Below are 24,883 nucleotides of genomic sequence, written 5' to 3' on the forward strand. Positions count from 1 at the left end.
ATTCTTTCCATATATATATATCCCTTACTCGATATACTGGTTTTCCAGAAGCTTTCTCTGATTGATCCCGGTAATTCTCCGAATATAGGAATAACTGCACCATTTTCTCAGATTCTTCAGGCACGGCTCCAGCCGGAACGCCCGGTTTGTCTCATTATGGGCATCTGTTGCCAGAAAATGTACTGCTTCTTCCTCCAGAAGCCTCCGGATAAATGTTTTTCCGAACCGTTTCCCGCCCTTTTCCACAGCGCCTGCATTGACCTGGATCAAGGCTCCCAGATCCCGCAGCTCCCAGACCCGGTCCATATCTTCTTCCAGAGCATTATAACGCTCTGCATGTGCGATTACCGGTCGATAGCCTTCTTCTCCAAGAAGCTCTGCTGCAGTTCGGATATACGGATACTGCTGCACCGGTGAAAATTCGACCAGGACATAGTCTGTTCCTGCCAGTGTATGACAAACGCCTGTCCGCAGTTCTTTTATGACATCCTGGTAAAAGAAAATTTCATTGCCCCGGTAAAACCGGAATCCCGGAAATTCTTTTCCGGCAGTCTCCTCCAGTAACTGAAACTGCTGTTCATACAGCTCCCTCTCCCGGATATAACGGTCCGGCTTAAAATGTGAGGTGGCGATCAGCCCTGTCATTCCCTGTGAAACCGCCTGTCTGAGCATAAAAAGAGCCTGATCCAGTGACTGTGCTCCGTCATCCAGGCCAGGTAATACATGATTATGTATGTCGATAAATCCTCTTATGCCTCCGGTAGCGTCTGTCTTTCCTTCCTTCATTTTCCTCGCCAATTCTGATTTTTTAAGAATATACCATACCCTGTTACTATAACTATACATAGTTCGACATCTTTTGTCAACGGATTCCCCTGGTTTCCGAAAATAAAAGAATTTTACCGTTTTGGCCGGCCAGTTAAGGCCGGCTTATTTTTCTGATTTCTGCCCTACTCATGCTCCACCACGGCTTTTCTTACCTTCAGAACTGTTCCCGGCGCGACGGAAAGCTCATCAACACCCATTTCCAGAAACTGTCCCGTCAGGCTGGTATCTGCTGCCAGCTCTCCACAGATCCCGACCAGACAGCCGGCGGCATGTCCGTTTTCAACGGTCATCCGGATCATACGAAGCAGCGCCGGGTGGTGAGAATCATAAAAGGCTTCCAGTGTCGGATTCTGACGGTCGATGGCCATGGCATACTGTCCGAGGTCGTTTGTTCCGATACTGAAAAAGTCCACCTCTTTCGCCAGCAGATCACTGATCAGGGCGGCGGCCGGAGTTTCGATCATGATGCCCTGCCTGATTTCTTTATATGGAAGCTTTTCGCTCCGGAGGGACTCCTTGACCTCTTCTGTAATGACACGGATTCGGGACAGCTCCTCCACGGAAATGATCATGGGATACATGACAGAAAGATTTCCAAAGACGCTGGCGCGGTAGATGGCGCGCAGCTGGGTCCTGAAAAGCTCCGGACGCAGAAGGCAGAGACGGATGGCACGGCAGCCCATGGCCGGATTTTCCTCCTGCTCCAGACCAAAATAGCCGGCCTGCTTGTCGGCGCCGATATCCAGCGTACGGATAATCACTTCCTTTCCGTCCATCATGGACGCCGCCGTTTTATAGGCACAGAATAATTCCTCCTCTGTGGGAAAATCCCCCTTTTCCAGATATAAAAATTCGCTGCGGAACAGACCGATCCCCTCCGCATCGTTTTCCAGGGCAGCCTTCACATCGGAAACGCTCCCCACGTTGGCATAAAGCCTGATTTCCTTTCCGCTTTTTGAAATCGTTTTTCTGCCTCTGAACTGATGTAACTGCCTGACACGCTTTTTTGCTTCCAGCTGCTGTTCCTTTAAGGCTTCCAGCACTTCCGGTGACGGATCCAGATAAAGGATCCCCTTCTTACCGTCCACGGCAGCCAGACGCCCGTTCCACTCCGGGCGCACCTGGATTCCACTGATGGCCGGAAGATTCATGGTACGGGCCAGGATTGCCGTATGAGAATTTTCGGAGCCACGCTCTGTCACAAACGCCAGCAGCTTTGATTTGTCCATCTGAACGGTCTCACTGGGCACCAGCTCCTCCGCAGCCACGATGACCGGCTCCGTTTCCGGGAAATTTCCACAGCTTCTTCCCTCCAGCGCCGCTACAAGGCGGTCTGCCACATCGCGGACGTCCACGGCACGTTCCCGGAAATAGTCGTCCTCCATAGCGGAAAACTGGCTGAAAAATTCTTCTCCTGCAGCTGATACGGCGTCCTCAGCGCAGATCGTTCCGGAGCAGAGAAGCCGGAATACCGAGCTGTCAAAGCTTTCATCTTCCAGAAGCATCATCTGTGCCTCCAGAACGGCAGCGCTTTCCTCGCCCATGTCCGCCCTGGCCTTTTTACAGAGCTTTTCCAGCTCTGCCTTTGCCTGCTTTTTCGCCTCCCGGTAGCGGAACAGCTCCCGCTCCAGATCGGTCGGCTCCTGCACATGAGCGGCTCTCTCCTGCTTTTGGTAGAAAAACAGTTTTCCGATGGCGATACCTTTTCCCAGTGATCTTCCATGATATACTTCCATGATACGTCCCCTCCGCCTGATTGCTGAAAAGGCCGCCCGCACCGGATCCTTCCGGCAGGGGCAGCCTGTCCTGGTGTGGTTCTATTTTACCACAGATATGTCATTTACTCCAGTTCAAATGCACCGGTATAAAGCTGGTAATACTTGCCCTTCTGGGCAATGAGCTGTTCGTGGTCGCCGCGCTCGATGATCCGTCCATGCTCCAGCACCATGATGGCGTTGGAATTCTTTACGGTGGAAAGCCGGTGGGCGATGACAAACACGGTACGCCCCTTCATAAGGCTGTCCATGCCCTTCTGAACGATGGCTTCTGTTCTGGTATCGATGCTGGAGGTTGCTTCATCCAGGATCATAACCGGCGGGTCGGCTACGGCTGCCCTCGCAATGGAGAGAAGCTGGCGCTGGCCCTGGGAAAGTCCCTCACCGTTGTCAGTGAGCATCGTATCATAGCCCTGGGGCAGACGGCTGATGAAATCGTCTGCATTGGCAAGCTTCGCTGCCTGGCGCACCTCCTCGTCAGTGGCGTCCAGACGTCCGTAACGGATGTTTTCCATGACCGTTCCGGTGAACAGGTTCGTATCCTGGAGCACAATTCCGAGGGAACGGCGCAGATCCTGCTTTCTGATCTTGTTGATGTTGATATTGTCATAGCGGATCTTCCCGTCATCGATATCATAAAACCGGTTGATCAGGTTGGTGATGGTGGTCTTTCCGGCTCCTGTGGCTCCGACAAAGGCAATCTTCTGGCCGGGCTTTGCATAAAGGCTCACGTTATGGAGCACCGTCTTATTTGGCTCATAGCCAAAATCCACATCAAAGAACCGCACATCACCGGTCAGTCTGGTATAGGTGACCTCGCCGGTCTCGTGGGGATGCTTCCATGCCCAGATACCGCTCCGCTCCGTTGTTTCTCTGACATACTGCGCGGGGATCTGCTCCGGAAGTCCCTCGCTGCCCTCTCCGGTCTGATAAATTTCATGGTACTGCTCCGGTGCATCCTCCGTCAGACAGATCCTTGTTAAGGTTACATATCCATCGTCTGCCTCCGGCTTCTCATCGGTCAGAGCAAAGATCCGCTCGGCACCGGCAAGAGCCATGATGATGGCATTGATCTGCATGGACATCTGGTTGATGGGCATGGTGAAGCTTCGGGAAAGCTGAAGGAAGGATGCAATGGCGCCAAGGGTCAGTCCTCCCACACCATTAACCGCAAGGAGACCGCCGAACACGGCCAGCAGCACATACTGGAGATTGCCCAGATTCATGGCGATGGGACCGAGGGTGTTTGCATAGCCGTTGGCCTTTGCCGCGTTCATGCACAGCTCATCGTTTTTCCGGTCGAATTCTTCCTTTGCCTCTTCCTCATGACAGAACACCTTAATGACCTTCTGTCCGTTTATCATCTCCTCGATATAGCCGTTGACCTCACCGAGGGAACGCTGCTGATGGATAAAAAAGCCGGCACTTTTTCCCGCCACCTTTTTTGTAACAAATAGCAGGCAGCTGATCGTCACCAGGATAAACAACGTCAGATACACGCTGGTGTAAAGCATGGCGGCAAACACCATGACAATGGTCATGCAGGAGGACAGAAGCTGGGGAAAGCTCTGGGACACCATCTGCCGCAGGGTATCGATGTCATTGGTATAATGGCTCATGACATCGCCAAAGGTATGGGTGTCAAAGTAGCGCACCGGCAGAGTCTGCATGTGGGCGAACATATCGTCACGGATCCGCTTCTGGACACCCTGGGAGATGCCTGCCATAAACCAGTTATAAAGGAAGGTGGAGCAGACGCCGATCACATAGATGCCTGCCATGGTAAGGATGGCACGGACCAGTCCGTCAAACACCGGCGATGCTTCCAGAAGAAGCGGTTCAATGTACTGATCGATGAGGATCTGGAGGAACAGGGAGCCTGCCACGTTGGCGATGGTGCTCAGGAAAATGCAGACCAGTACCACGGCGAACAGCGCCTTGTTTTCTCCGGCAATGTAGGCAAAGAGCCTTTTGGCCGTTCCCCAGTTAAGCTTCATGCCCTTCGGTGCCGCGCCGGGCTTCCTGCCGCCGTGTCCCGTCATTTTTGCTTCTCGTACGGCTTCTTTCTTATTTTCCATTCCGGCTTCCTCCTTTCGTCTGAGATTCATAAACTTCCCGGTAAATCTCGTTGGTCTTTAACAGCTCCTCCGGCGTTCCGAAGCCGCAGACACGGCCGCTGTCCAGAACAATGACCTTATCGGCATCCTCCACGGAGGAGATCCGCTGAGCAATGATGAACTTTGTGGTATCGGGGATCTCTTCCCGAAATGCCTTTCGGATCATGGCATCTGTTGCCGTATCCACCGCACTGGTGGAATCGTCCAGGATCAGGATCTTCGGCTTCTTTAATAAGGCCCGGGCAATGCAGAGACGCTGGCGCTGGCCGCCGGACACATTGGAACCGCCCTGCTCGATGTAGGTGTCATACCCGTTGGGGAACTCGCGGATAAAGCCATCCGCCTGAGCAAGCTCACATGCATGGACAAGCTCCCCGTCCGATGCCTCCGGATTGCCCCACCGCAGATTTTCTTTGATCGTTCCGGAGAACAGCACGTTCTTCTGGAGCACCATTGCTACCTGATTTCGCAGCACCTCCAGGTCATAGTCGCGCACATTTCGTCCGCCGACCAGCACCTGTCCGCAGGTGGCGTCATACAGTCTTGGAATGAGCTGCACCAGGGAGCTCTTGGACGAACCGGTTCCTCCGATGATCCCCACCGTCTCTCCTGACTGAATAGAAAGATTGATTCCTGACAGGCACAGCTTGTTCTTATCACCGGCATAGCTGAAATCCACATGGTCGAAAACCACGGAACCGTCAGCCACCTCCATAACCGGAGAGGCCGGATTCTTGATATCGCTCTCTTCCTCCAGGATCTCCACGATACGCTCCGCGGAGGCTCTGGAAATGATGATCATGACAAACACATTGGACAGCATCATCAGGCTCATGAGGATCTGCATGGTATAAGAGAACATACTCATGAGCTGACCGGTGGTCATACCGCCTGCCATTCCGTGGCTGCCGATAATGAGACGGGCACCGATCCAGGAGATTAAGAGCATACAGGTATAAACAGCCACCTGCATCAGTGGCATGTTAAATGCTACGATGCGCTCTGCCTTTTTGAAATCCTTATAGATGCTGTCGGATACCTTTCCGAACTTTTCGTTTTCATGATCCTCACGGACGAAGGATTTCACCACGCGGATCCCGTGAAGATTCTCCTGTACAACGATGTTCAGCTTATCGTAGGTTTTGAATACCCGCTCGAACAGCGGATGTGCATGGGTCACGATCAGATACAGCCCCAGTGCCAGCACGGGGATCACACAAAGGTAGATCAGCGCCAGCTGAGTATTTACCGTAAAGGACATGATCAGCGCAAAGACCAGCAGGATCGGCGCACGGACTGCCATGCGGATGATCATCTGAAACGCGTTCTGTACGTTAGTCACATCCGTTGTCATTCTGGTCACAATACTTGCCGTTGAAAACTTATCAATGTTGCCAAAGGAATATTCCTGTACCTTATAGTACATGTCATGGCGCAGGTTTCCGGCAAATCCGGCAGACGCCTTCGCAGCAAACCGCGCCGCAAGGACTCCGAAGCCCAGCGAGATCATGCAGCACACCGCCAGGATCAGCCCATAGCGCAGGATCGCCGGCATGGAGCCTTTGTCAATCCCGCTGTCGATGAGCCTCGCCATAAACAGAGGGATCACAACCTCCATGAAGCCCTCTCCGACAATGAAGATCGGGGCTAAAACGGAATCCCGTTTGTACTGTCTGATACAGGATGCAAGTTTCTTAATCATACGGTCACCTCTTCCTAGTTCTCACAGTGTTCTGTCCGGAGATTGTTCCGGATCTTTTCCAGTAAACAGCTCAAGGTCTCGATTTCCTCCGGAGACAGATCCCTGGAGATCTGCCGTTCCATGGAATCGATCTCGCTTTCTACCGAAGCATGAATGGAGACTGCCTTTTCTGTCATAATGATCCGCTTGAGTCTGGCGTCATAGGACACCGGTTCCCGGTAGATCAGCCCGTTTTTCTCCATAAGCTGCAGTAATCCCGTAGCCGTCGACCGGCGGATATCAAACCGTTTTTCGATGTCTTTCTGGAAAACCTCTTCCTCCCGGTGTTCGTATAAAAACCGCAGGATCCAGGCATGCATGCCTGTCATCTCGTTGGCATATTCCACGGATGACATGGCTGCGATATAGCGATGGATCCGCTTGGAGGTCCGGTTGATCTCCAGACCGATGTGTCTTACCTCTTTCTCTTCTGACATATCCCCTCCATTTGTTCGAGTCCTAACAGTTCGACTCCGAACATTCTAGCACCGGGGAGGAGCAATGTCAAGGATGAATTTTTATTGACAGGATATACGCCGGATCTGTCTAATTCTGCAATAAAATCACTTCTGGCGGCTGTTTTATCCGCACAGGTAATGGGCCATGATGACTGCTCCGGCAGCTCCGACAAGGGTGGCAGTCAGTGCCCCTGCCAGGGTGTATCTGGTTTTTGTGACTTTTATGCTCATGAAGTAAAGGCTCATGGTATAGAATACCGTTTCGGTACAGCTAAGAAGCAGCGAAACCGTCATTCCGGCCAGGGAATCGGGACCGTTTTCCCGAAATACATCCAGGGCAAGGCCGGTGGCGGCCGAGGAGGAAAACAGCTTCACAAAAAAGACGGGCAGCACCTGGGAGGGCAGAATGGATTCTGGGATCAGCTTTCCCACGGTCTTCCCCAGGGTTTCCAGAAATCCGGACGCACGCAGGAGGCCGGTGGCGGCCATGAGTCCGCAAAGCGTCGGCGCGATCTCAGCCGCTGTCCGAAGTCCTTTTTTCGCGCCGCGGATAAAGTCCTCAAACACCGGTCGTCCTGCCCGCAGCCCAGACAGCACCACGGCCAGTGTCACAAGAGGGATCATGAGCTGGGAGATCCGGATCATCATAATAAAACTTCCCCGCATATCATCTTCATAATATACGGGGAAGTCCTGGATTCTATTCTGAGAATCAAAACTAAATCCGCTTCCTGGGGATCTGGTTTCGTCTCTGAGTTTTACGCTAAACGTTTGATCGCTGCCTGCTCGATGGCAAGTCCTTCTTTGTAGTGCTCCATGAATACTGCGAAGCCCTTTACGTCCTCCGGATCGGGACTCATTTTTTCTTTTTCCATGGAGGCAAATACCCGGTCATCCAGGAATGCTCCAAGGGTCTCTCCGTCCTTTTTCTCGGTCAGATATGCCGCCAGAAGCGCAATGCCCCAGGCACCGCCCTCACCGGCTGTCTCCATTACGGAAATTTCTGTGTTCATGGCTGCCGCCAGAAGCTTCTGTCCGACGCCCTTAGTCTTAAAGAAGCCGCCATGGCCCAGAATTTCATCGACACCGACCTGCTCTCCTTCCAGGATCTCCATGCCCATCTTCAATGCGCCCAGTGCGGAGTAGAGATGGGTTCTCATGAAGTTGCCGAGAGTGAACTGGCTCTCCGGTGTCCGGACAAATAAGGGGCGTCCTTCCTCGCAGTGAGTCAGGAACTCACCGGACAGATAACCGTAGGAAAGCAGTCCGCCGCAGTCCGGCTCGCCTTCCAGAGCCTTTCCATATAATAAGGGGAAGATGGTGTTCATATCAGCCGGTGCGCCAAGAGCCTCCGCGAATTCCTTAAAGAGTCCGGCCCATGCATTGATGTCAGAGGTACAGTTGTTGGCATGAACCATAGCCACCGGTGCGCCGTCGGGCGTTGTCACCATGTCGATTTCCGGATAAACCCTGCTGAGGGCCCGCTCCAGAACGATCATACCGAAAATCGAGGTTCCGGCAGAAACATTTCCGGTGCGCTTCTTCACACTGTTGGTAGCCACCATTCCGGTCCCGGCATCGCCCTCCGGCGGGCATACGGGAATTCCGGCCTTCAGCGTTTTGGTGGGATCCAGAAGGGCCGCACCCTCCTCCGTCAGAACACCTGCGCTCTCTCCGGCGGATTTCACCTCAGGAAGGATCTCCCGAAGCTTCCAGGACAGTCCATCTTCCTTTACCAGTGTATCAAATTTATCCACCATGGACTGATCATAATCCCCGGTCTCCGAATCGATGGGGAAGACGCCGGACGCATCGCCGATGCCCAGTACCCGCTCTCCGGTCAGTCTCCAGTGGATATAGCCCGCAAGAGTCGTTACATAATCCAGGCGGGAAACATGCTCCTCTTTATTTAATATGGCCTGATAAATATGAGCAATGGTCCACCGCTCCGGAATGTTATACTCAAATAACGGGATCAGCGTTTTTGCTGCCTCTCCGGTAGTGCCGTTTCTCCAGGTACGGAACGGAACCTGAAGCTCTCCCGCCTTGTCAAAGGCCATATAGCCGTGCATCATGGCACTGAAGCCCATGGCCTTAAAGGAGGTCACAGTCACACCGTAAACCCTTTTTGCCTCCTCTGCCATCTTCCGGTAGCAGTCCTGAAGCCCGTCCCAGATGTCCTCCAGAGAATACGTCCAGTAGCCGCCCTCATATCGGTTTTCCCACTCATGTCCGCCCTGGACGATGGGTGTAAAATCACTTCCGATGGCTACCGCCTTGATCCTGGTGGAACCGAACTCGATTCCCAGAAATGCCCTTCCTTCCTGTAGTTCCTTTTTTGCCTGTTCTGCTGTCATAACCTCTCCCCATTCTCTTTCTGCGGTGCATTGGACCGCGTTGTTCTGTTATTTGAAACCTGATTATAGAATACCATTTTTTTCCCGTTCTTGAAAGCACTAATTGACACTCCCCACAGCTAAAGCAGGGGGATTCCCGTTTCTTCCACCACTGCATTAGCAAATACCTTACGGTACTGTAATGTCTTACACGATGTCCACAAGCTATATTTATACTGTTCCCGTATGCCCTGCGGTACAGTTTTCTTATCTTTATGTAGGCTGAAGCTGCAGTCCTTTTTTCAAAATATTGATGCCTGCATTCGTATCCCGGTCATGAACTGCATGACAGTTGGGACATTCCCAGATACGAATGCGCAGATTTTTCACCAGCGGATTCCGATAGCCACAGGAACTGCATGTCTGGCTGCTCGGATACATCGTTGGTACTTTGCGGATTTCATTTCCGTACCATGCAGCTTTATATTCCAGCATTTCGAAAAACTTTGCCCACGAAACACTGGCTATGGATTTTGCCAGTTTATGATTCCGGATCATTCCCTTCACATGCAGGTCTTCGATGCAGATGGTTTGGTTTTCGCGCACCAGTATCGTTGACTGTTTCTGCAGGAAATCATTTCTTTGATTCGTTACTTTTTCATGTACTCTGGCAACCCGAATCCGCTGCTTATCCCGGTTATGGGAACCGTTCTCTTTTCGGGAAAGTCTGCGCTGTTCCCTTACAAGTTTTCTCATTGAGCGTTCCAGATATTTGGGATTCGCTACTGTATTTCCGTTGCTGTCAGAATAGAATGCTTTGATCCCAACATCAATCCCGATCGTTCCACCCTGATCAGGTCGCGGTTCTGGTTCAAATTCAACATTCAGAACTGCAAAATATTTTCCTGATGGCGTATGCTCAATGGTTACGTGATGGATTTTTCCCACTTCCATTGATTGACGCACTTTAATATATCCGAGTTTCGGAAGTTTGATATATCTTCCCACGATACGAATGTTGTCTTTTTGATTTACCGTTCTGTATGACTGAAACCGGTTATGTTTGCTTTTGAACATTGGATAGGAAGCTCTTTTTTGAAAAAAATTTACAAATCCCCGGTCAAGATCTCGCAAAGACTGCTGTAACGCAATGGAATCGGCTTCTTTCAGAAAAGCAAACGCTTCCTGCTTTTTCAGTTCCGTCAGCATAGCAGATGTCTGTCCATAGCCGATTTTTTCCCCTTTTTCATAGCCTTCCTTACGCATGGCAAGTCCCCGGTTGTAGATGAGCCTGCAGCATCCCAGCGTCTGGTGGATGAAGGCTTTCTGTTCTTTATTCGGATAAATCCTGAATTTGATCCCTTTTTGCATTATCCCATCTTGTCCTTTTGTCTCTGCGATGTTTTCTGGTTTTCGATATACTGTTTTACTGCTTCCAGCGGAGCACCACCCACCGTCGATACAAAATAGCTGTTTGTCCAAAGCGTCGGCATCTTAGTTTTAAGATATGCAAATTCCTGTCTTAAAATTCTGGAAGTATAGCCTTTGAAAGATTTTACAGCTTTGTGAATACCAAACTGAGGGTCTACTTCCAGCAGCATATGAACATGATCCGGCATGATTTCCATTTCCAGAATCTCTACAGAAAGATTTGCAGCATACTCTGTGAGCAGCTCCTTCAACCTGGTATCTACACCATTGGTTAATACTTTTCGTCTATATTTGGGACACCATACTACATGATATTTGCACGAATAGACGACATTGTTGTTTGATTTATATGTTGTATTCATGTTTGTATTATATTATATTTTTTTATTTAATACAACCACTATTTTGTCCATCTCGATTACTTGCGTAAATTCGATGGACGCGTCTTATATCCCCATAGCTAAAGCACAGGGTTTTACGACGCATTGGATAAACAAAATAGCAGGTGGGTTCCGCATAATTAAAAGAAGCCTCCACTGTCTCTTTTACGAAACAGACGGAAGCCTCTTTCAGGGCGTCATTGTTACACAGGGTTTTGTTGTTTCTTACTTCTTTGTGATGTAGCCTTTTGCAGTCAGGAGCTCTGCACAGAGTACTGCGCCGCCAGCTGCACCTCTCAGGGTGTTATGTGCAAGACCTACAAACTTGTAATCGAACAGGGTATCCTCACGGAGCCGACCAAGGGATACGCCCATGCCGTGTTCATAGTCTCTGTCAAGCTTTGTCTGAGGACGGTTATCCTCCTCAAAATACTGTAAGAACTGCTTGGGAGCGCTGGGAAGGTTTAACTTCTGAGGTTCGCCGGAGAAGTTCTTCCAGCGATCCAGGATCTCTTCCTTCGTAGGCTTCCGGTCAAAGTTTACAAATACTGCTGCCATGTGACCGTTTGTTACGGGAACACGCAGACACTGAGAGGTGATGATCGGGCCTTCTGCCTTCTTGATCACACCGTCTTCAATCTTACCCCAGATCTTTAACGGCTCCTGCTCGGACTTTTCTTCCTCGCCGCCGATATAAGGGATCACATTGTCAACCATTTCCGGCCAGTCCTTAAAGGTCTTTCCTGCACCGGAGATTGCCTGGTAGGTTGTTACCAGAGCGCTCTTGACACCGAACTCACGAAGCGCATGGAACGCAGGTGTGTAGCTCTGGATGGAGCAGTTGGGCTTTACCGCTACAAAGCCCCTCTTTGTTCCGAGACGCTTCTTCTGGAACTCGATCACCTCTGCATGCTCCGGGTTCAGTTCCGGAATGATCATGGGAACATCCGGTGTCCAGCGGTGTGCGCTGTTGTTGGAAACCACGGGAACCTCAGCCTTTGCATAAGCCTCCTCGATGGCACGGATCTCATCCTTCGTCATGTCAACTGCACTGAAAACGAAGTCTACGTCAGCAACGACTTCCTCAATGTTATGAAGATCCTTAACGACCAGCTTCTTTACATTTTCAGGCATGGGATTGTCAAGTTTCCAGCGGGCTCCAACGGCTTCTTCATAAGTCTTTCCCGCGCTTCTGGGGCTGGCTGCAACCACGGTTACTTCGTACCAGGGGTGATCTGCCAGCAGGGATACAAAACGCTGTCCTACCATACCGGTTGCGCCTAAGACGCCAACCTTGAGCTTTTCTTTCATTTCCATTTCGGTTTTCTCCTCGTCTTACTGTTATCTGCAGTGACGTGTCTTTATCACACGCACATTTGTTTTTTCTCTGCGTATTCTACACCAAAACAAAGGAAATTGCAAGTGTTTTTTTGTTTTAAATAAAAAACAGGAACATCCGCTCCTGTAAAATCAACGATCTCACATTTAGACCGCCTTTTTGCTGATATGCCGATATAACGAAAAAGCCAGCGAACCCTTATTTTTCAAGGCTTTTCGCTGGTTTCTCTTTTCGCAAGCTCCCGACCGGACTTGAACCGGTGACCTATTGATTACGAATCAATTGCTCTACCAACTGAGCCACGGAAGCATAAACTATAATACCATAAGGTATGTTTTCAACGTATCTAATATACTATATGCGCCGGCCTTTTGTCAACCATTTTCTCCGCGATTCATATAATACAGCATAGCTGTTTCAGGAGGAATCCAATGGAACCAATCCTTGAACTGATACATGTCTGTTTCTCCTACCATACCCAGTCCGGGGAGACCGAAGCCCTGGAGGATATTTCTCTCTCGGTGCTGCCCGGTGAATTTCTCGCCGTCGTCGGTCCCTCCGGCTGCGGAAAAACCACGCTCCTGTCGCTGATCAGCGGACTTCTGACCCCGGAATCCGGCGAGATCCGGCTGTTCGGAAAGCCTCAGGGAACCTCCGGTGCCAACATCGGCTACATGCTCCAGCGGGATCATCTGTTTGAATGGCGGACGGTCTATGACAATGTGCGGCTGGGACTGGAGATCCGCGGACAGGATACCGCGAAAAACCGCCGTGCCGTCAATACCATGCTGGATACCTACGGTCTTTCTGCCTTTCGGGAAGCGCCGCCCTCGGCCTTGTCCGGCGGAATGCGCCAGCGGGCCGCCCTGATCCGGACACTGGCCCTGGAGCCGGATATCCTGCTTCTTGACGAGCCCTTTTCTGCTCTGGACTATCAGACAAGACTGGAGGTGGGTGATGACATCGGCGGCATTCTCAAGCGGGAGCATAAAACTGCGGTCCTTGTGACCCACGATCTGGCAGAAGCCATCACCCTGGCAGACCGGATCGTGATCCTTTCCAGCCGCCCGGCCCGTGTCCGGAGGATCCTGCCGCTTTCCTTCGGCCCCGACTGTGCCTCCCCTCTGGCAAGGCGCAGCTCTCCGCTGTTTTCCGGGTATTTTGAAGAAATCTGGAAGGAGTTAAAAACTCATGAATAACACGATCTCACCCGCCCAGGCCGCTTATCTGCGTTCCTGCCGGAAACGGAAGCGGCGGATCCTTATGGCTCAGCTTGCCCTGTTTTTTCTGTTTCTGGGGATCTGGGAGCTGACCGCCGATACCGGCCTGTTAAACGATTTCATCTTCAGCAGTCCGTCCCGTCTGGCAAAGACCTTCTGGGCCATGACACGGGACGGCAGTATTTTTTTCCATACCGGCGTAACCCTGGCTGAAACCATCGTAAGCTTTCTTCTGGTCACTGTCATCGGGATCTCCGGCGCCATGCTTCTGTGGCTGTTTCCGGCTGCCGCCAGTGTGCTGGAGCCGTTTCTGATCATGCTCAACAGCCTTCCGAAATCCGCCCTGGCCCCGGTGCTCATCGTATGGCTGGGCAGCAATGTAAAAACCATCGTCGTCGCCGCCGTCTCTGTGGCCGTGTTCGGCTCCGTTATGACTCTCCACACAGGCTTTCAGTCCATGGACCCCGACAAGGTAAAGCTGATTTACACCCTCGGCGGAACAAAACGCGATGTGCTGGGAAAGGTACTGCTCCCCGGCGCTGTGCCTCTGCTGATCAGCAACATGAAGGTCAACATCGGACTCTGCCTGGTGGGGGTTATCATCGGAGAATTTCTTGCTGCCGACAAAGGGCTCGGATATCTCATCATCTACGGAAGCCAGGTATTCAAGCTGGATCTGGTGATTTTAAGCATTGTGATCCTCTGCGTACTGTCCATGGGCTTTTACCGGCTGATCACGCTGCTGGAGAAACGACATTAACGCACCGCTTTGCTGTACTAAAACGGAGGGCCTTCCGCTCAGCAGGAAGCCCTCCGTTCGTTTTCCGTTTTCTTTTTTACAGCGCGATGATCACGCCGCCGTCTCCGGCGTAGGTACTGCTCACGCCTGCGGTGTTCACCACGTATACGTCCTTCACATCAATTAAGGAACAGATGATCTCTTTTACCTTCCGGGCACGGTCTGAACAGTTGGTATGGGCGATTGCCAGGGTCTTATGTCCGGGATCCACTGCCTGCTTTGCCACCCACTGTGCCATCTTTCGGAGCGCCTTGTCAATTCCGCGGGCCTGATCCAGCTTAATGATCGTTCCCTTGTCGGCACCCATGACCGGTTTGATATTCAGGACGCTGGCAACCACGGCCTGAATCCCGGTCAGCCGCCCGTTTTTCCTCAAAAAGTCCAGCGTTTCCAGGACAAAATACGTATTTAAATTATCCCGGTAATCGGATACTTCTTTTACCACCTCATCGAAGCTCTTTCCCGCTTCGCAAAGCTCCCGGATCTTCAGCGCCAGAATTACCTCCCCCACCGATGCGGAATCGGAACTGAATACCGCGATATGCTTCTCGCCCTTTTCTTCTAAATAAAGGCTTCTTCCCAGCACCGCACTGTTATAGCTTCCACTCAAATGCTGGGACAGGGTCACAACAAACACAGCATCGGCATCACAGTCATAGGCGTTCATGAATGCTTCCGGGGACGGGCATGCTGTTTTCGGGCATTCCTCCGACTCCCTTACCAGCTTCAGATAGCTTTTCTGATTAAAGGTCTCATCATCTGTGATCTGAATATCGCCAACCTGGAGAGTCAGCGGGATAATCTGAAAATGGCTGTCTGCTTTCAGCTCCTCCGTCAGATCACAACAGCTATCTACTACAATCTTGTAATTCATGTTCTTCCTCCTGTACTACCCAACTACTGCATGTAGTTTTCATTACGATTTATGATAGCACAGGATATATTATTTGAAAAGGGGTTTTCAAAATTTTTATAATTGAGACCAACAGACGTCCTGCCGGCTTCCGTTTCTTCCTATTTTTCCTGCCAGTAAGCTGTCAGAAGCTCCGTCAGTGCTTTCTGGTCTTTTTCTCCCATGAGCTCTCTGGCGGAGTGCATGGCAAGAAGCGGAATTCCGATATCGACCGTGTTGGAAAGACCGAAGGACGCCGCGATGGAGCCCAGCGTGCTGCCGCCTCCCACATCGGAACGGTTGGCAAACATCTGGCAGGGGATCTGATGCCTGTCACAGATGCTCCGCACCACAGCAATGGCTGCACTGTCGGTGGCATACTTCTGGTTGGCCTCCGCCTTTATGGCGACACCGCCGTTCAGATATACGTTGTTGGTAATGTCACTCTTCTCCGGCTGATTGGGATGCTTTCCATGTGCCACATCCACTGACAGTAGCATGGTCTTCAGCCTGCAGTTAAGCCGGTCCTCACCGGTATAGCCGAAGCTCAGACAGATTTTCTCCATAACGAGGGGCAGAAGCTCCGATCCGGCGCCCTGGTTTGTTCTGCTTCCGATCTCCTCATGATCAAACAGTACCACCATATCAATGCCGTCCCGCCGTTTTGTTCCCGCCAGCAGACCGTCGATGCAGGCGCAGACCGAGGTTAAGTTATCCAGGCGCGGTGCCGAATAGAATTCTCCGTCCATGCCGAGTGTTGTCCCCTCATCGCAGTTATAGACCGACAGTTCAAAATACAGGATATCCTCCGGCTTCACGGAAAGCTCCCCGGCCAGCCGTTTCATAAAATAGCCATCCTGCTCCGGTGTCTGCCCGGCGATGGGAAGCATGTCCTTCTGCCGGTTCAGCTCCACTCCCTTATTGACCTCCCGGTTCATATGGATCGCCAGGTTTGGAATGGTGAAGATGGGGCGTTTAAAATCCACCAGCCGAAGCTCCGGTGCAAAGCAGGTTTCTCCCCGCAGAGCCACCCGTCCGGCCACGGAAAGCGGACGGTCCAGCCAGGTATTTAAGATCGGACCGCCGTAGGTTTCGACATTGATCTTCGCATACCCGTCCTTTGTATGATCCGGCGCCGACTTGATCCGCATGCAGGGCCAGTCCGTATGGGCCGCCGCAATTCGGAAGCTCTGGCTTCTGGCAAATCCGGGATTGACACGGAATGCAAACAGGGTTGAGCCGTGGGAACGTACGTAATAGCCCCTGCCCCGCTGAAGCTGCCAGCTTCCCGTAAGCTCCAGCTCCTCATAACCTGCCGCCTGTAATTCCTCTTCCGCCAGCGCCGCCGTATGATACGGAGATACGCCGTTTTTTATATACTTCATCAGATGCTCCATGATGCTTCCTCCTGTTTGTCAATCATTCCTGTCCATTATAGCACAGCTGACAAAGATTCCGCTTTCTTTTTTCCGCATTTTCTCTTATACTATGGGTAAACCCATTTGGCATACCTTATTCGTAACAGGAGTTTTTCATGATCGCATTACACATCGCTGATATCAAAGAATTCACCTCTAAGCTGTTTCTTCATGAGGATTTTGATTCCTTTCTTGTTTCCCAGGCATCCTTTACCACCGGTTTTTCCGTTACGCTGGACGGCTCGCTCCATAAAGATTATTTTACCGATGAGCAGTGGGAAGCCATGGAGCAGCACGATCTGGCACGGTGGAGTCTGATGCGCCCTTTATGCTTCCAGATCATTAAGGGCTCCCGCCTTCCGGAGCAGTTCAAGATCATTCTGGCTCTCTCCAGGGCCAACACCGTGCGCCTCATAAATGGCGGCGGACTTTCTGTTTCCCCGGAGCAGGTGGGCGGGCTTTATCTCAATATCCGCTACGAAAACAGCCGTCTGTTCTGTATCACAGGCGTTTCCTTTGCGTCCTTTTCCATGGATAAGACCCTGGAGCATACCTGGGACGACATGGTAAAAAAATTTCTCACAGCGAAAAAGATTGCCTGGGAGGAGCAGTAGCTCCAGGTAAACATTTGCGAAGTGTTAGCACTCGAACGAGTTGAGTGCTAATTTTCTCTTGACTTTTCCCATACCCGGTATTACAATATAGGAAATCTGAAAAGAAAGGTGTGAGGATAATGCCTGAAAAACAGGGTAATTTATCAATCAACAGTGAAAACATATTTCCTATTATAAAGAAGTGGCTTTACAGTGACCATGACATCTTCTACCGGGAACTGATCTCCAACGGCTGCGATGCCATCACCAAGTTAAAAAAGCTGGATGCCATCGGCGACTTTGAGATCCCCGAAGGAACGGAGTTCCAGATTCAGGTGACGGTAGATCCAGAGGAAAAAACCATTACCTTTAAGGACAACGGTCTCGGTATGACCTTCGAAGAGGTTGACGAGTATATCAACCAGATTGCCTTCTCCGGTGCAAAGGATTTCCTGGAAAAATACAAGGACAAGACCAGCGAGGATCAGATCATCGGTCATTTCGGCCTGGGCTTCTATTCCGCGTTCATGGTAGCTGATAAGGTGACCATCGACACGAAATCCTTCAAGGCCGATGCGCCTGCGGTCCACTGGGAATCCGACGGCGGCCAGGAATTTGCCATGGCCGAGGGCAATAAGACCGATTTCGGTACCGAGATCACCCTGTACTTAAATGAGGACAGTGTGGAATTTGCCAATGAATACAAGGCCCGCGAGGTCATCACCAAATACTGCTCCTTCATGCCGGTGGAAATTTATCTGAACAAGGCCAACGCGCCCCAGGAATACGAGACCATCGATGCCAGCGAAGTGACCGAAAAGGACGTGGTTGTGGAACGCACCGTTGAGGAGGCTAAAACGGAGGAGCGTGAAAATGAAAACGGCGAAAAAGAGGTCGTTGAGGTTTCTCCCAGAAAAGAGCTCGCCAAGATCAACAAACGGCCCGTGGCACTCAATGATCCCCATCCGCTGTGGACAAAGCATCCCAATGACTGCACCGCGGAAGAATACAAAAAATTCTACCGCACTGTATTCAATGATTATAAGGAGCCTCTGTTCTGGATCCATCTGAACATGGATTATCCGTTCAATTTAAAGGGGATCCTGTATTTCCCGAAGATTGGTTCCCAGTACGAAAGCATCGAGGGCACCATCAAGCTTTACAACAATCAGGTATTCGTTGCCGATAACATCAAGGAAGTGATCCCGGAGTTCTTAATGCTCTTAAAGGGTGTCATCGACTGCCCTGACCTGCCGCTGAACGTATCCAGAAGTGCGCTGCAGAATGACGGCTTTGTAAAGAAGATCTCCGATTACATCACTAAGAAGGTTGCGGACAAGCTGACCGGCATGTTCAAGACTGACAAGGAAACTTATGAGAAATACTGGGACGATTTAAGTCCCTTCATCAAATACGGCTATATCCGTGATGAAAAATTCTATGAGAAGATCAAGGACTGCGTTCTGTTCAAGAACCTGGAGGGCAAATATCTGACCCTGGCTGAGTGTCTGGAAGAGAATAAGGAGCAGCATGAAAATACCATCTTCTATGTGACCGATGAAAAGGCTCAGAGCCAGTATATCAATATGTTCAAAGAAGCCGGCATCGACGCTGTGATCTTAACGCATGCCATCGATGCTCCGTTCATCAACCAGGCAGAGCAGAAGAATGAAAATCTTCATTTTGTCCGTATCGACACTGACCTGGATCAGGCATTCAAGGAGGATACAGAGGACGAGGACAAAGAGGCCATGACTGCCATGACTGATAAGCTCACCGAAACCTTCCGCAAGGCTCTGGATAACGACAAGCTGGAAATTAAGGTCGAAAAGCTCAAGAACGCCTCCATTGCCTCTGTCGTAACCCTTTCCGAGGAAGGCCGCCGGATGCAGGATATGATGAAGATGTACAACATGGACGGCATGGGCATGGATATGTTCGGCGCATCTGAGACTCTTGTACTCAACGCCAACCATCCGCTGGTAACCTTCGTACTGGATCATCCGGAGGATGAAGATACTCCCATGTTCTGCGAACAGCTTTATGATCTGGCACTGCTCTCCCACGGAAGCCTGTCACCGGAACGGATGGCAAGCTTCGTGACAAGAAGCAACGAAATTATGATGAAGCTGGCCAAATAGGGCGCAAAAGTCCTGCCGACCTTCATGCCTGCATGATAAGCCGGCAGGATTGTGAGAGCTGCACCGCAGCGAAACAATCCGTTTGGTCACACCTCTTAAAGCTACAGAATGCCCCAGGCGCCGACACCTCCTTCACGCTTCAGTCAAAGCCGCTGAAGGAAAGGGCCGGACACCTGGGGCATTTTCGTCCTCACGCTTATTTTGTCAAGTTCAGGGACTGCGAAAACCATTTACACAGACGGTATCCCTTAACCTGATCTGAGAATTTTTTTATCCTGCTTTTTCATGGTCCTGTCTTGTTTTTTCCAATGGTTTTCCGCCTGTTTCTGTGCTTCTCGTTTTTGCAGTTCACATTCTTCATCTATTTCATAAACCGAGTCTTCGTCAATGATCAGTCTTGTTTTCACTGGATTTCCTTTCTGCGCGATGGATCTTATATGGCTGAACAAAGCCGGTTCCGGATCTTTGAGCTGTTTCCTTCATAAGTTCTGATTCCTATATGATAGAATATGTCCCGGGCATAAAACCGGTTCCGTTTTCATAGATTCTAAGGAATGAAACCGGAAAGGCGATTTTATCCTTATGGACGATTTGAAGGCTACGGGGCTGGATCTGGCAACCTGCCGGTACAGTCTCCAGATGTTAAAGGCGGCGCTTTTCTATTTTCCGCCGCCGCTTCGCCGCACGCTTTCTCTCTGGATCAAGGCGCAGGAATTTCAAAACACAGTAGAATTGTTCCGGAATTCCAGTGAATCGGAGGTGCTGGCCGCCTGTTCCATGGCAGAGCCGAAAGCACCGCAGAGCTTTTTTGATCTGCTCAGTGAGATCAAAGATTATGGGAGCCCGGAACAGCGGCAGGCCTTTGACCGCTTTTCCAGCCTGCTCCAGGTTATGACTCTCTATGAGCAGTTCCGCCAGACCTCTGATCCCGTACCGGAAGAACCGGACGTAAGCGATTCAGCCACCGAAGAATCCGGCTTCGATGCCTCCGGGCACGAGATTGCCGAACAATCCCCGCAGTTCTCCGAACCGGTAATTTCCGTGGATTCTTCCGGCGAACCGGTTTTAACAGCAGCTTCCCTGAACCGGCGCACACCCGAAAGTGTCACTCCTTCCAAAAGCTTTTCTGCCTTGATCCGTGACGGCCTTGCCCCGGAAAAACGACGGCTGTTTGACGCATATCAGGCCATGTTCCGCCCCATTATCGGCGGTGCTTCCCGAAAGGAGGAGACCACATGAATGATGCAAACAACGACTGGCAGAAGGACCCGGCCTTAAAAAATATGGATCTGAAAAAGCTGGCCTTTCTCTCGGAGCTTGTCTCCCAGACAAACGGAAAATCCCCGGACAGCCTGCTGCCTTTTCTCGTCTCCGCCAACAAAAACGCAAACGCCATGGGACTGCAGTTCAATGATTCCGAAACCGACCTGCTCTTAAAGGTCCTGAAAAGCCGCATGACACCGGAAGAACAGAACCGGATCGAGCTGTTTCGGAAAATGGCAGGACTGCTGGGTGGGAAATAACATGGACACCTGTTCACTTGAACATTCTTAAAATATGAATTTTACAAAAAGCAAATACCTTTTTATTGGGAAACTCTCGAAAATAAATCTCTCGTTTTTGAAATTCACCCCACAATCTCCCCATCTTCCAGTGTCAGCACCGTATCGGCACAGCGGGCGATGGCGAGGTCGTGGGTGACGAGAATCAGAGTCTGGCGGAAGAGGCGGCAGGTTTCCTGCAAAAGCGCCAGCACCTCTCCGGCGCTTCTGGCGTCCAGATTTCCCGTTGGCTCATCGGCCAGAACGGCCGCCGGTTTGGTGATGAGGGCGCGGGCGATAGCGACGCGCTGTACCTCACCGCCGGAGAGCTCGCCCGGATATTTCTTTTCCTTGCCCACAAGGCGCAGCTTTTTTAGTAAAGCAACCTCGTACTCTTCGTCCAGTTCCCGCTGATCCAGATACAACGGCATCCGAATGTTGTCGATGGCGGTGTACTCCGGCAGGAGATTAAACGCCTGGAACACGAAGCCAATGCGGCGTCGACGGAAGATCGCCGCCTCCCGGTCGGTGAAATCCGCCAGATTTTTTCCTTCCACGAAAATCTCCCCGGAGGTCGGGCGGTCCAAGCCGCCCAGGAGATGGAGCAGCGTGGATTTTCCGGAGCCGCTCCGTCCGATGACTGCGTAAAACCGTCCTTCCTCGATGGTGAGATCCGTCGGCTTTAACGCCTTAACTTCCAGTTCTCCGCTCCCGTAGGTCTTGCATGCCTGTTTCATTTCGATCAGATAATTACTCATCGCTTTCCCTCCTATTCTCCCAGTTCCCGGATCTGTTCCGATGTGCTTCCCCGCAGCCAGCCCATGAGGGGCAGCCAGAAGATCAGGACACAAAACAGCAGGATTCCAAGACAGATTCCTCCGTGGATCAGCCAGGGGTATGCCCCGAACCACTGCTTCCACTGATATAGAAGCCGCTCCTCATTTCCGGAAAAGGCGTAAGGAGAAATCGCCTGAATCGCCTTCCGATTGGACAGCCATGCAGACAACAGCACTCCCGCATTTCCCACAAGCACTGCAAGAATCCCGGTTTCCAGTCCCTGCCGCAGATGAAGCCGGATCAGCTCCCGTTTTCCGAAGCCCAGCGCCAGGAAGATGCCCAGCCGCTTTCGGTCCTCCGCCAGCCGTTCCGTCACAAGCTGAAGCAGAAACGCCGCCAGGACAAAGCCACCGGCCAGCATGACCGACAGATCCAGCATGACTGCGTCCAGCGCCCGGTCATAATCTGCCTTCCAGTCCTCAAAGGTCTCCTCACTGCTTCCCCTTCTCTGCGCCGGGAAAAACTGGAGTCCGTATAGATCTGCCAGGCTTTGTAACGTGCCCTCGGTATCAACATCCGCCTGATTGGACAGTAAGATCCGAATGGAATCAAACCGGCTCTGATCCGAAGTTCTCCGGTAGATCCACTCATAGTTCTCCCTGCCCAGAGCCTCTCCGTCCGGCTCATCTTTGTATCTTTGCAGCCAGTAATCAAGGGCCAGTTCCTTATATTGACGATCCAGCCGGTTAGACAGGCTGCTGCTCATCAATACGGTAAACGATGTAAGCCCATCGCTATTCTGCCTTGAAGATACCGCCTCATTCCAGAGTCCATGCTTTGTATTCTGAGGAAGTGAACGGATAATCCCGCCGACCCGCACCGAAACTTCTATGATCTTCTCATATTCCAACTCGTTGGTCATTCGTCCGGTATTCTCATCTTCCTTCACCGATGTATACACAAGCCGCAGCGTCAAAGTATCTCCCGGTTTTATGGACTGTTCGGTATCATAAAACTTCCGATAAGCCGGATCCGCATTGAACGTAAACTTCTCCGACTCCTCCGTCATGGCACGGTAATCCGTCACCCGGTAGGGCGGAAGAAACAGCAGAACCTCCTCTCCGTCTGCAAAGGCGGCTTTATGATACGCGCCCTCCTCTACCAGCTCTGCCAGCCCCTCCATGTCCGGCTTCCACTGCGTATCCAGTGCCAGAACCGAAACAAGAGCCTGATCGTCCGCATTTCTCCATTCCTTATAATCTACGTTGACTCCGCAGATGTACGGATCGGCAGTCCAGTTTTTCCTCTTCTTTTCAAAGGTGCTTTCTTCGATCCCGTTCCAGCGCACCGACAGCGGATCCTCCCAGAAATCGGTTGTATTTTTCCAGGTATACACCTCTTCCACACCGGGGACCTTCCGGATCTGCTCCAGAAATACATCATTCATGTTCTTTTCCCAGAGCTGCGCATTGATTCCCACGGTGTTCATCTCATAATAAAACGCCAGTTCACCGTTCCGATACGGAGCCATGACCGTCATCAGGTGGTAAAACGGCAGAAGGATCACCAGCGCAAACAGCATGGTCATTGCCAGTACGCCCACTCGGAAGCTCCTTCCGCTGCGCCCGGTCACCAGCCGCTTCTTCGAATAACGCCTCTTCGGCTTCAGCGCCGGTACACGGCGTACCTTCGCCTGGATCTCACCTCTCGCCGGAATCCTGCTTCCTTTCCGCACTGGAACCATGGCGCCTGCATAAACCATAAGCACGGCACCGGCCAAACAGATCACAAGGAGCCACGGATCCAGCGAGAACCGCATACTCCTGATCCCGGCGATTCCGCTTCCCCACAAGATCAACGCCGTCAGACCTCCGCCGAGGATCGTTCCGGCCAGAAGTGCTTTCCATAACACATCGGTGATCTCCCAGAAGATCAGGCGGCGCACCTGGCGGTCGGTGGCGCCGATGGCTTTCAGGATTCCCACCTGGCGGCTCCGGCTTCTCATCTGCACCGTAAGGATCTGTAAAATCAGAAGCGCCGCCAGAAGCAGAACCACCAGAAATGCCACTGCCAGATACATAAGGCTCTGTTTGGAACGGAATCCGTAGCCATAGCTGTTGAAGGAAAAATGGCTGATGGTCTCCATGGACTCCGATTCCATTCCATAGACGGCGATGGTATCTGCCGGGTCCCCGTCGATTTCCATAAACATGTCATACAGCGGTTCCCAGGAGTAATCGTCCGCCGCCCGGTCGCTGATCACTGCCGTCACCAGAGAATATCCCTTGCTCTGCCAGCTTCCGCCGTAGGTATTTAAGATGCCGCAGAGCCGATAGGTTTTCTGTTCCGCCGCACCGTCTTTACTGCACACCGAAACCGTTATCGGTTCTCCCAGCCGTGCCTCGCCGCCAAGGCGCAGGATCTGTGCCTCGGTCATGGCGATTTCCCCCAGCGCCTCCGGAAAACGACCTTCCTTCACCGTGACCCGTCCGAGCCGTCTGGCTTCCTCATCCATGGTACCCACCACACCGAACATTCCGAAATAGTTTTTCACATCTCGCTCCATGTCCAGTCCCAAAAAGACCTGTGCCTGGGTTTCCAGACTGTCCAGCCGTTCTCCGGTCCCCTGCTCGTAGGCCTCAGCCTTTTTTTCCAGCTCTTTGATCTCCTCCAGCGCATCTTCCCGGATCAGATCTCCCACCACCTTGCAGACTCCGATGGCCTTTGTCGCCGGATTTTCGGAAAAGGCACGCAGCCGCTCTTCATCGCCCTCAAAATACGCCGCCTTCCACTGTCCGTAAGTGTCCAGACGAATTTCATCTGCCGTTTTCCGGGAAATGCTGAACCAGGTGACCCCTGCTCCGATCAGGAAAAACAGGAAAAACAAGACCAGAAATAACGCTCCGTTCTCCCGCTTTCTGCCTCCTGCTGACCGTTTCGCCAGCTCTCTGATGGTTGCTTTCATGCCGCGCCCTCCCTTCTGTTTCTGCTTTTTTATTTCACAAAATCCTCCGCCCGCAGCGCTGTTTTTCAGGGAAATAAAAAAACGTAACCTGCTGTTCTTTCCTGATTCCATGGTATCATAGAATCTGTTTCC

The 24,883-nt window shown here is 51.6% G+C and carries 21 protein-coding genes and 1 tRNA gene; 6 read left to right on the forward strand and 16 right to left on the reverse strand.

Translation table 11 applies throughout. The features are described 5' to 3' along the window. Positions 1–24 precede the first annotated feature (24 nt). From ACTQ3K_RS08145 to ACTQ3K_RS08195, 11 genes are all read right to left on the reverse strand, one after another. Positions 25–786: a CpsB/CapC family capsule biosynthesis tyrosine phosphatase gene (locus ACTQ3K_RS08145; protein WP_441567122.1), complete on the reverse strand. Its 762-nt coding sequence runs from the start codon at positions 784–786 to the stop codon at positions 25–27. Positions 787–950: 164 nt separating this feature from the next. Next, a complete protein-coding gene (ptsP, locus tag ACTQ3K_RS08150; RefSeq protein ID WP_441567124.1) occupies positions 951–2,564 on the reverse strand; it encodes a phosphoenolpyruvate--protein phosphotransferase in 1,614 nt (537 codons plus the stop codon). Positions 2,565–2,668: 104 nt separating this feature from the next. Then, on the reverse strand, positions 2,669–4,681 hold the full coding sequence (locus tag ACTQ3K_RS08155) for an ABC transporter ATP-binding protein (protein ID WP_441567126.1): 2,013 nt from the start codon (positions 4,679–4,681) through the stop codon (positions 2,669–2,671). Continuing rightward, positions 4,671–6,422: an ABC transporter ATP-binding protein gene (locus ACTQ3K_RS08160; protein ID WP_441567128.1), complete on the reverse strand. Its 1,752-nt coding sequence runs from the start codon at positions 6,420–6,422 to the stop codon at positions 4,671–4,673. The genes ACTQ3K_RS08155 and ACTQ3K_RS08160 overlap by 11 nt, the downstream gene beginning before the upstream one ends. 14 nt (positions 6,423–6,436) lie before the next feature. Next, entirely contained in the window at positions 6,437–6,898 is a 462-nt protein-coding gene (locus ACTQ3K_RS08165; protein WP_441567130.1) for a MarR family winged helix-turn-helix transcriptional regulator, read from the reverse strand. Positions 6,899–7,042: 144 nt separating this feature from the next. Beyond that, positions 7,043–7,567: a spore maturation protein gene (locus ACTQ3K_RS08170; RefSeq protein WP_441567132.1), complete on the reverse strand. Its 525-nt coding sequence runs from the start codon at positions 7,565–7,567 to the stop codon at positions 7,043–7,045. Positions 7,568–7,677: 110 nt separating this feature from the next. Further along, positions 7,678–9,276 (reverse strand): xylulokinase, encoded by a 1,599-nt coding sequence (locus ACTQ3K_RS08175; RefSeq protein ID WP_441567134.1) that lies wholly within the window; start codon positions 9,274–9,276, stop codon positions 7,678–7,680. A gap of 252 nt (positions 9,277–9,528) precedes the next feature. Then, positions 9,529–10,626, reverse strand: a complete 1,098-nt coding sequence (gene tnpB / locus ACTQ3K_RS08180; protein ID WP_441567136.1) for an IS200/IS605 family element RNA-guided endonuclease TnpB — start codon at positions 10,624–10,626, stop codon at positions 9,529–9,531. Then, positions 10,626–11,048, reverse strand: a complete 423-nt coding sequence (gene tnpA, locus ACTQ3K_RS08185) for an IS200/IS605 family transposase (protein WP_441567138.1) — start codon at positions 11,046–11,048, stop codon at positions 10,626–10,628. The genes tnpB and tnpA overlap by 1 nt, the downstream gene beginning before the upstream one ends. A gap of 243 nt (positions 11,049–11,291) precedes the next feature. After that, positions 11,292–12,383 (reverse strand): aspartate-semialdehyde dehydrogenase, encoded by a 1,092-nt coding sequence (gene asd, locus ACTQ3K_RS08190; RefSeq protein WP_441567140.1) that lies wholly within the window; start codon positions 12,381–12,383, stop codon positions 11,292–11,294. A 258-nt stretch (positions 12,384–12,641) separates the two neighbouring features. Next, positions 12,642–12,714 (reverse strand) — tRNA-Thr (locus tag ACTQ3K_RS08195). A 122-nt stretch (positions 12,715–12,836) separates the two neighbouring features. Here ACTQ3K_RS08195 and ACTQ3K_RS08200 point away from each other — a divergent pair. After that, entirely contained in the window at positions 12,837–13,604 is a 768-nt protein-coding gene (locus tag ACTQ3K_RS08200; RefSeq protein WP_441567142.1) for an ABC transporter ATP-binding protein, read from the forward strand. After that, complete coding sequence (locus ACTQ3K_RS08205) at positions 13,597–14,385, forward strand: ABC transporter permease (protein WP_441567144.1); 789 nt, start codon at positions 13,597–13,599, stop codon at positions 14,383–14,385. Before ACTQ3K_RS08200 ends, ACTQ3K_RS08205 begins: the two co-directional genes overlap by 8 nt. 76 nt (positions 14,386–14,461) lie before the next feature. Here ACTQ3K_RS08205 and ACTQ3K_RS08210 read toward each other — a convergent pair whose 3' ends face one another. Beyond that, the gene (locus ACTQ3K_RS08210; protein WP_441567146.1) at positions 14,462–15,298 is read right to left on the reverse strand and encodes a DegV family protein; all 837 of its coding nucleotides are present in this window, start codon (positions 15,296–15,298) and stop codon (positions 14,462–14,464) included. 140 nt (positions 15,299–15,438) lie between these two features. Then, positions 15,439–16,713 (reverse strand): M18 family aminopeptidase, encoded by a 1,275-nt coding sequence (locus ACTQ3K_RS08215; RefSeq protein WP_441567147.1) that lies wholly within the window; start codon positions 16,711–16,713, stop codon positions 15,439–15,441. A 137-nt stretch (positions 16,714–16,850) separates the two neighbouring features. On the opposite strand from ACTQ3K_RS08215, the gene ACTQ3K_RS08220 reads away from it, so the two are divergent. Both ACTQ3K_RS08220 and htpG read left to right on the forward strand, forming a co-directional pair. Further along, entirely contained in the window at positions 16,851–17,348 is a 498-nt protein-coding gene (locus ACTQ3K_RS08220; RefSeq protein ID WP_441567149.1) for a DUF5721 family protein, read from the forward strand. A gap of 119 nt (positions 17,349–17,467) precedes the next feature. Further along, positions 17,468–19,468 (forward strand): molecular chaperone HtpG, encoded by a 2,001-nt coding sequence (htpG, locus tag ACTQ3K_RS08225; protein ID WP_441567151.1) that lies wholly within the window; start codon positions 17,468–17,470, stop codon positions 19,466–19,468. 248 nt (positions 19,469–19,716) lie between these two features. Here htpG and ACTQ3K_RS08230 read toward each other — a convergent pair whose 3' ends face one another. Continuing rightward, on the reverse strand, positions 19,717–19,875 hold the full coding sequence (locus ACTQ3K_RS08230) for a hypothetical protein (protein ID WP_441567153.1): 159 nt from the start codon (positions 19,873–19,875) through the stop codon (positions 19,717–19,719). Positions 19,876–20,050: 175 nt separating this feature from the next. Here ACTQ3K_RS08230 and ACTQ3K_RS08235 point away from each other — a divergent pair, with 175 nt between their 5' ends. Then, complete coding sequence (locus tag ACTQ3K_RS08235; protein ID WP_441567155.1) at positions 20,051–20,707, forward strand: hypothetical protein; 657 nt, start codon at positions 20,051–20,053, stop codon at positions 20,705–20,707. Next, entirely contained in the window at positions 20,704–20,991 is a 288-nt protein-coding gene (locus tag ACTQ3K_RS08240) for a hypothetical protein (RefSeq protein WP_441567157.1), read from the forward strand. The genes ACTQ3K_RS08235 and ACTQ3K_RS08240 overlap by 4 nt, the downstream gene beginning before the upstream one ends. Before the next feature lie 104 nt (positions 20,992–21,095). On the opposite strand, the gene ACTQ3K_RS08245 is transcribed toward ACTQ3K_RS08240, so the two are convergent. Together ACTQ3K_RS08245 and ACTQ3K_RS08250 are read right to left on the reverse strand one after the other, a co-directional pair. After that, a complete protein-coding gene (locus ACTQ3K_RS08245) occupies positions 21,096–21,767 on the reverse strand; it encodes an ABC transporter ATP-binding protein (protein WP_441567159.1) in 672 nt (223 codons plus the stop codon). Positions 21,768–21,778: 11 nt separating this feature from the next. Then, on the reverse strand, positions 21,779–24,751 hold the full coding sequence (locus ACTQ3K_RS08250; protein ID WP_441567160.1) for an FtsX-like permease family protein: 2,973 nt from the start codon (positions 24,749–24,751) through the stop codon (positions 21,779–21,781). Positions 24,752–24,883: the final 132 nt, after the last annotated feature.

The sequence above is a fragment of the Candidatus Paralachnospira sp. LCP21S3_A2 genome (assembly GCF_052118925.1).
Taxonomy (GTDB): domain Bacteria; phylum Bacillota; class Clostridia; order Lachnospirales; family Lachnospiraceae; genus Lientehia.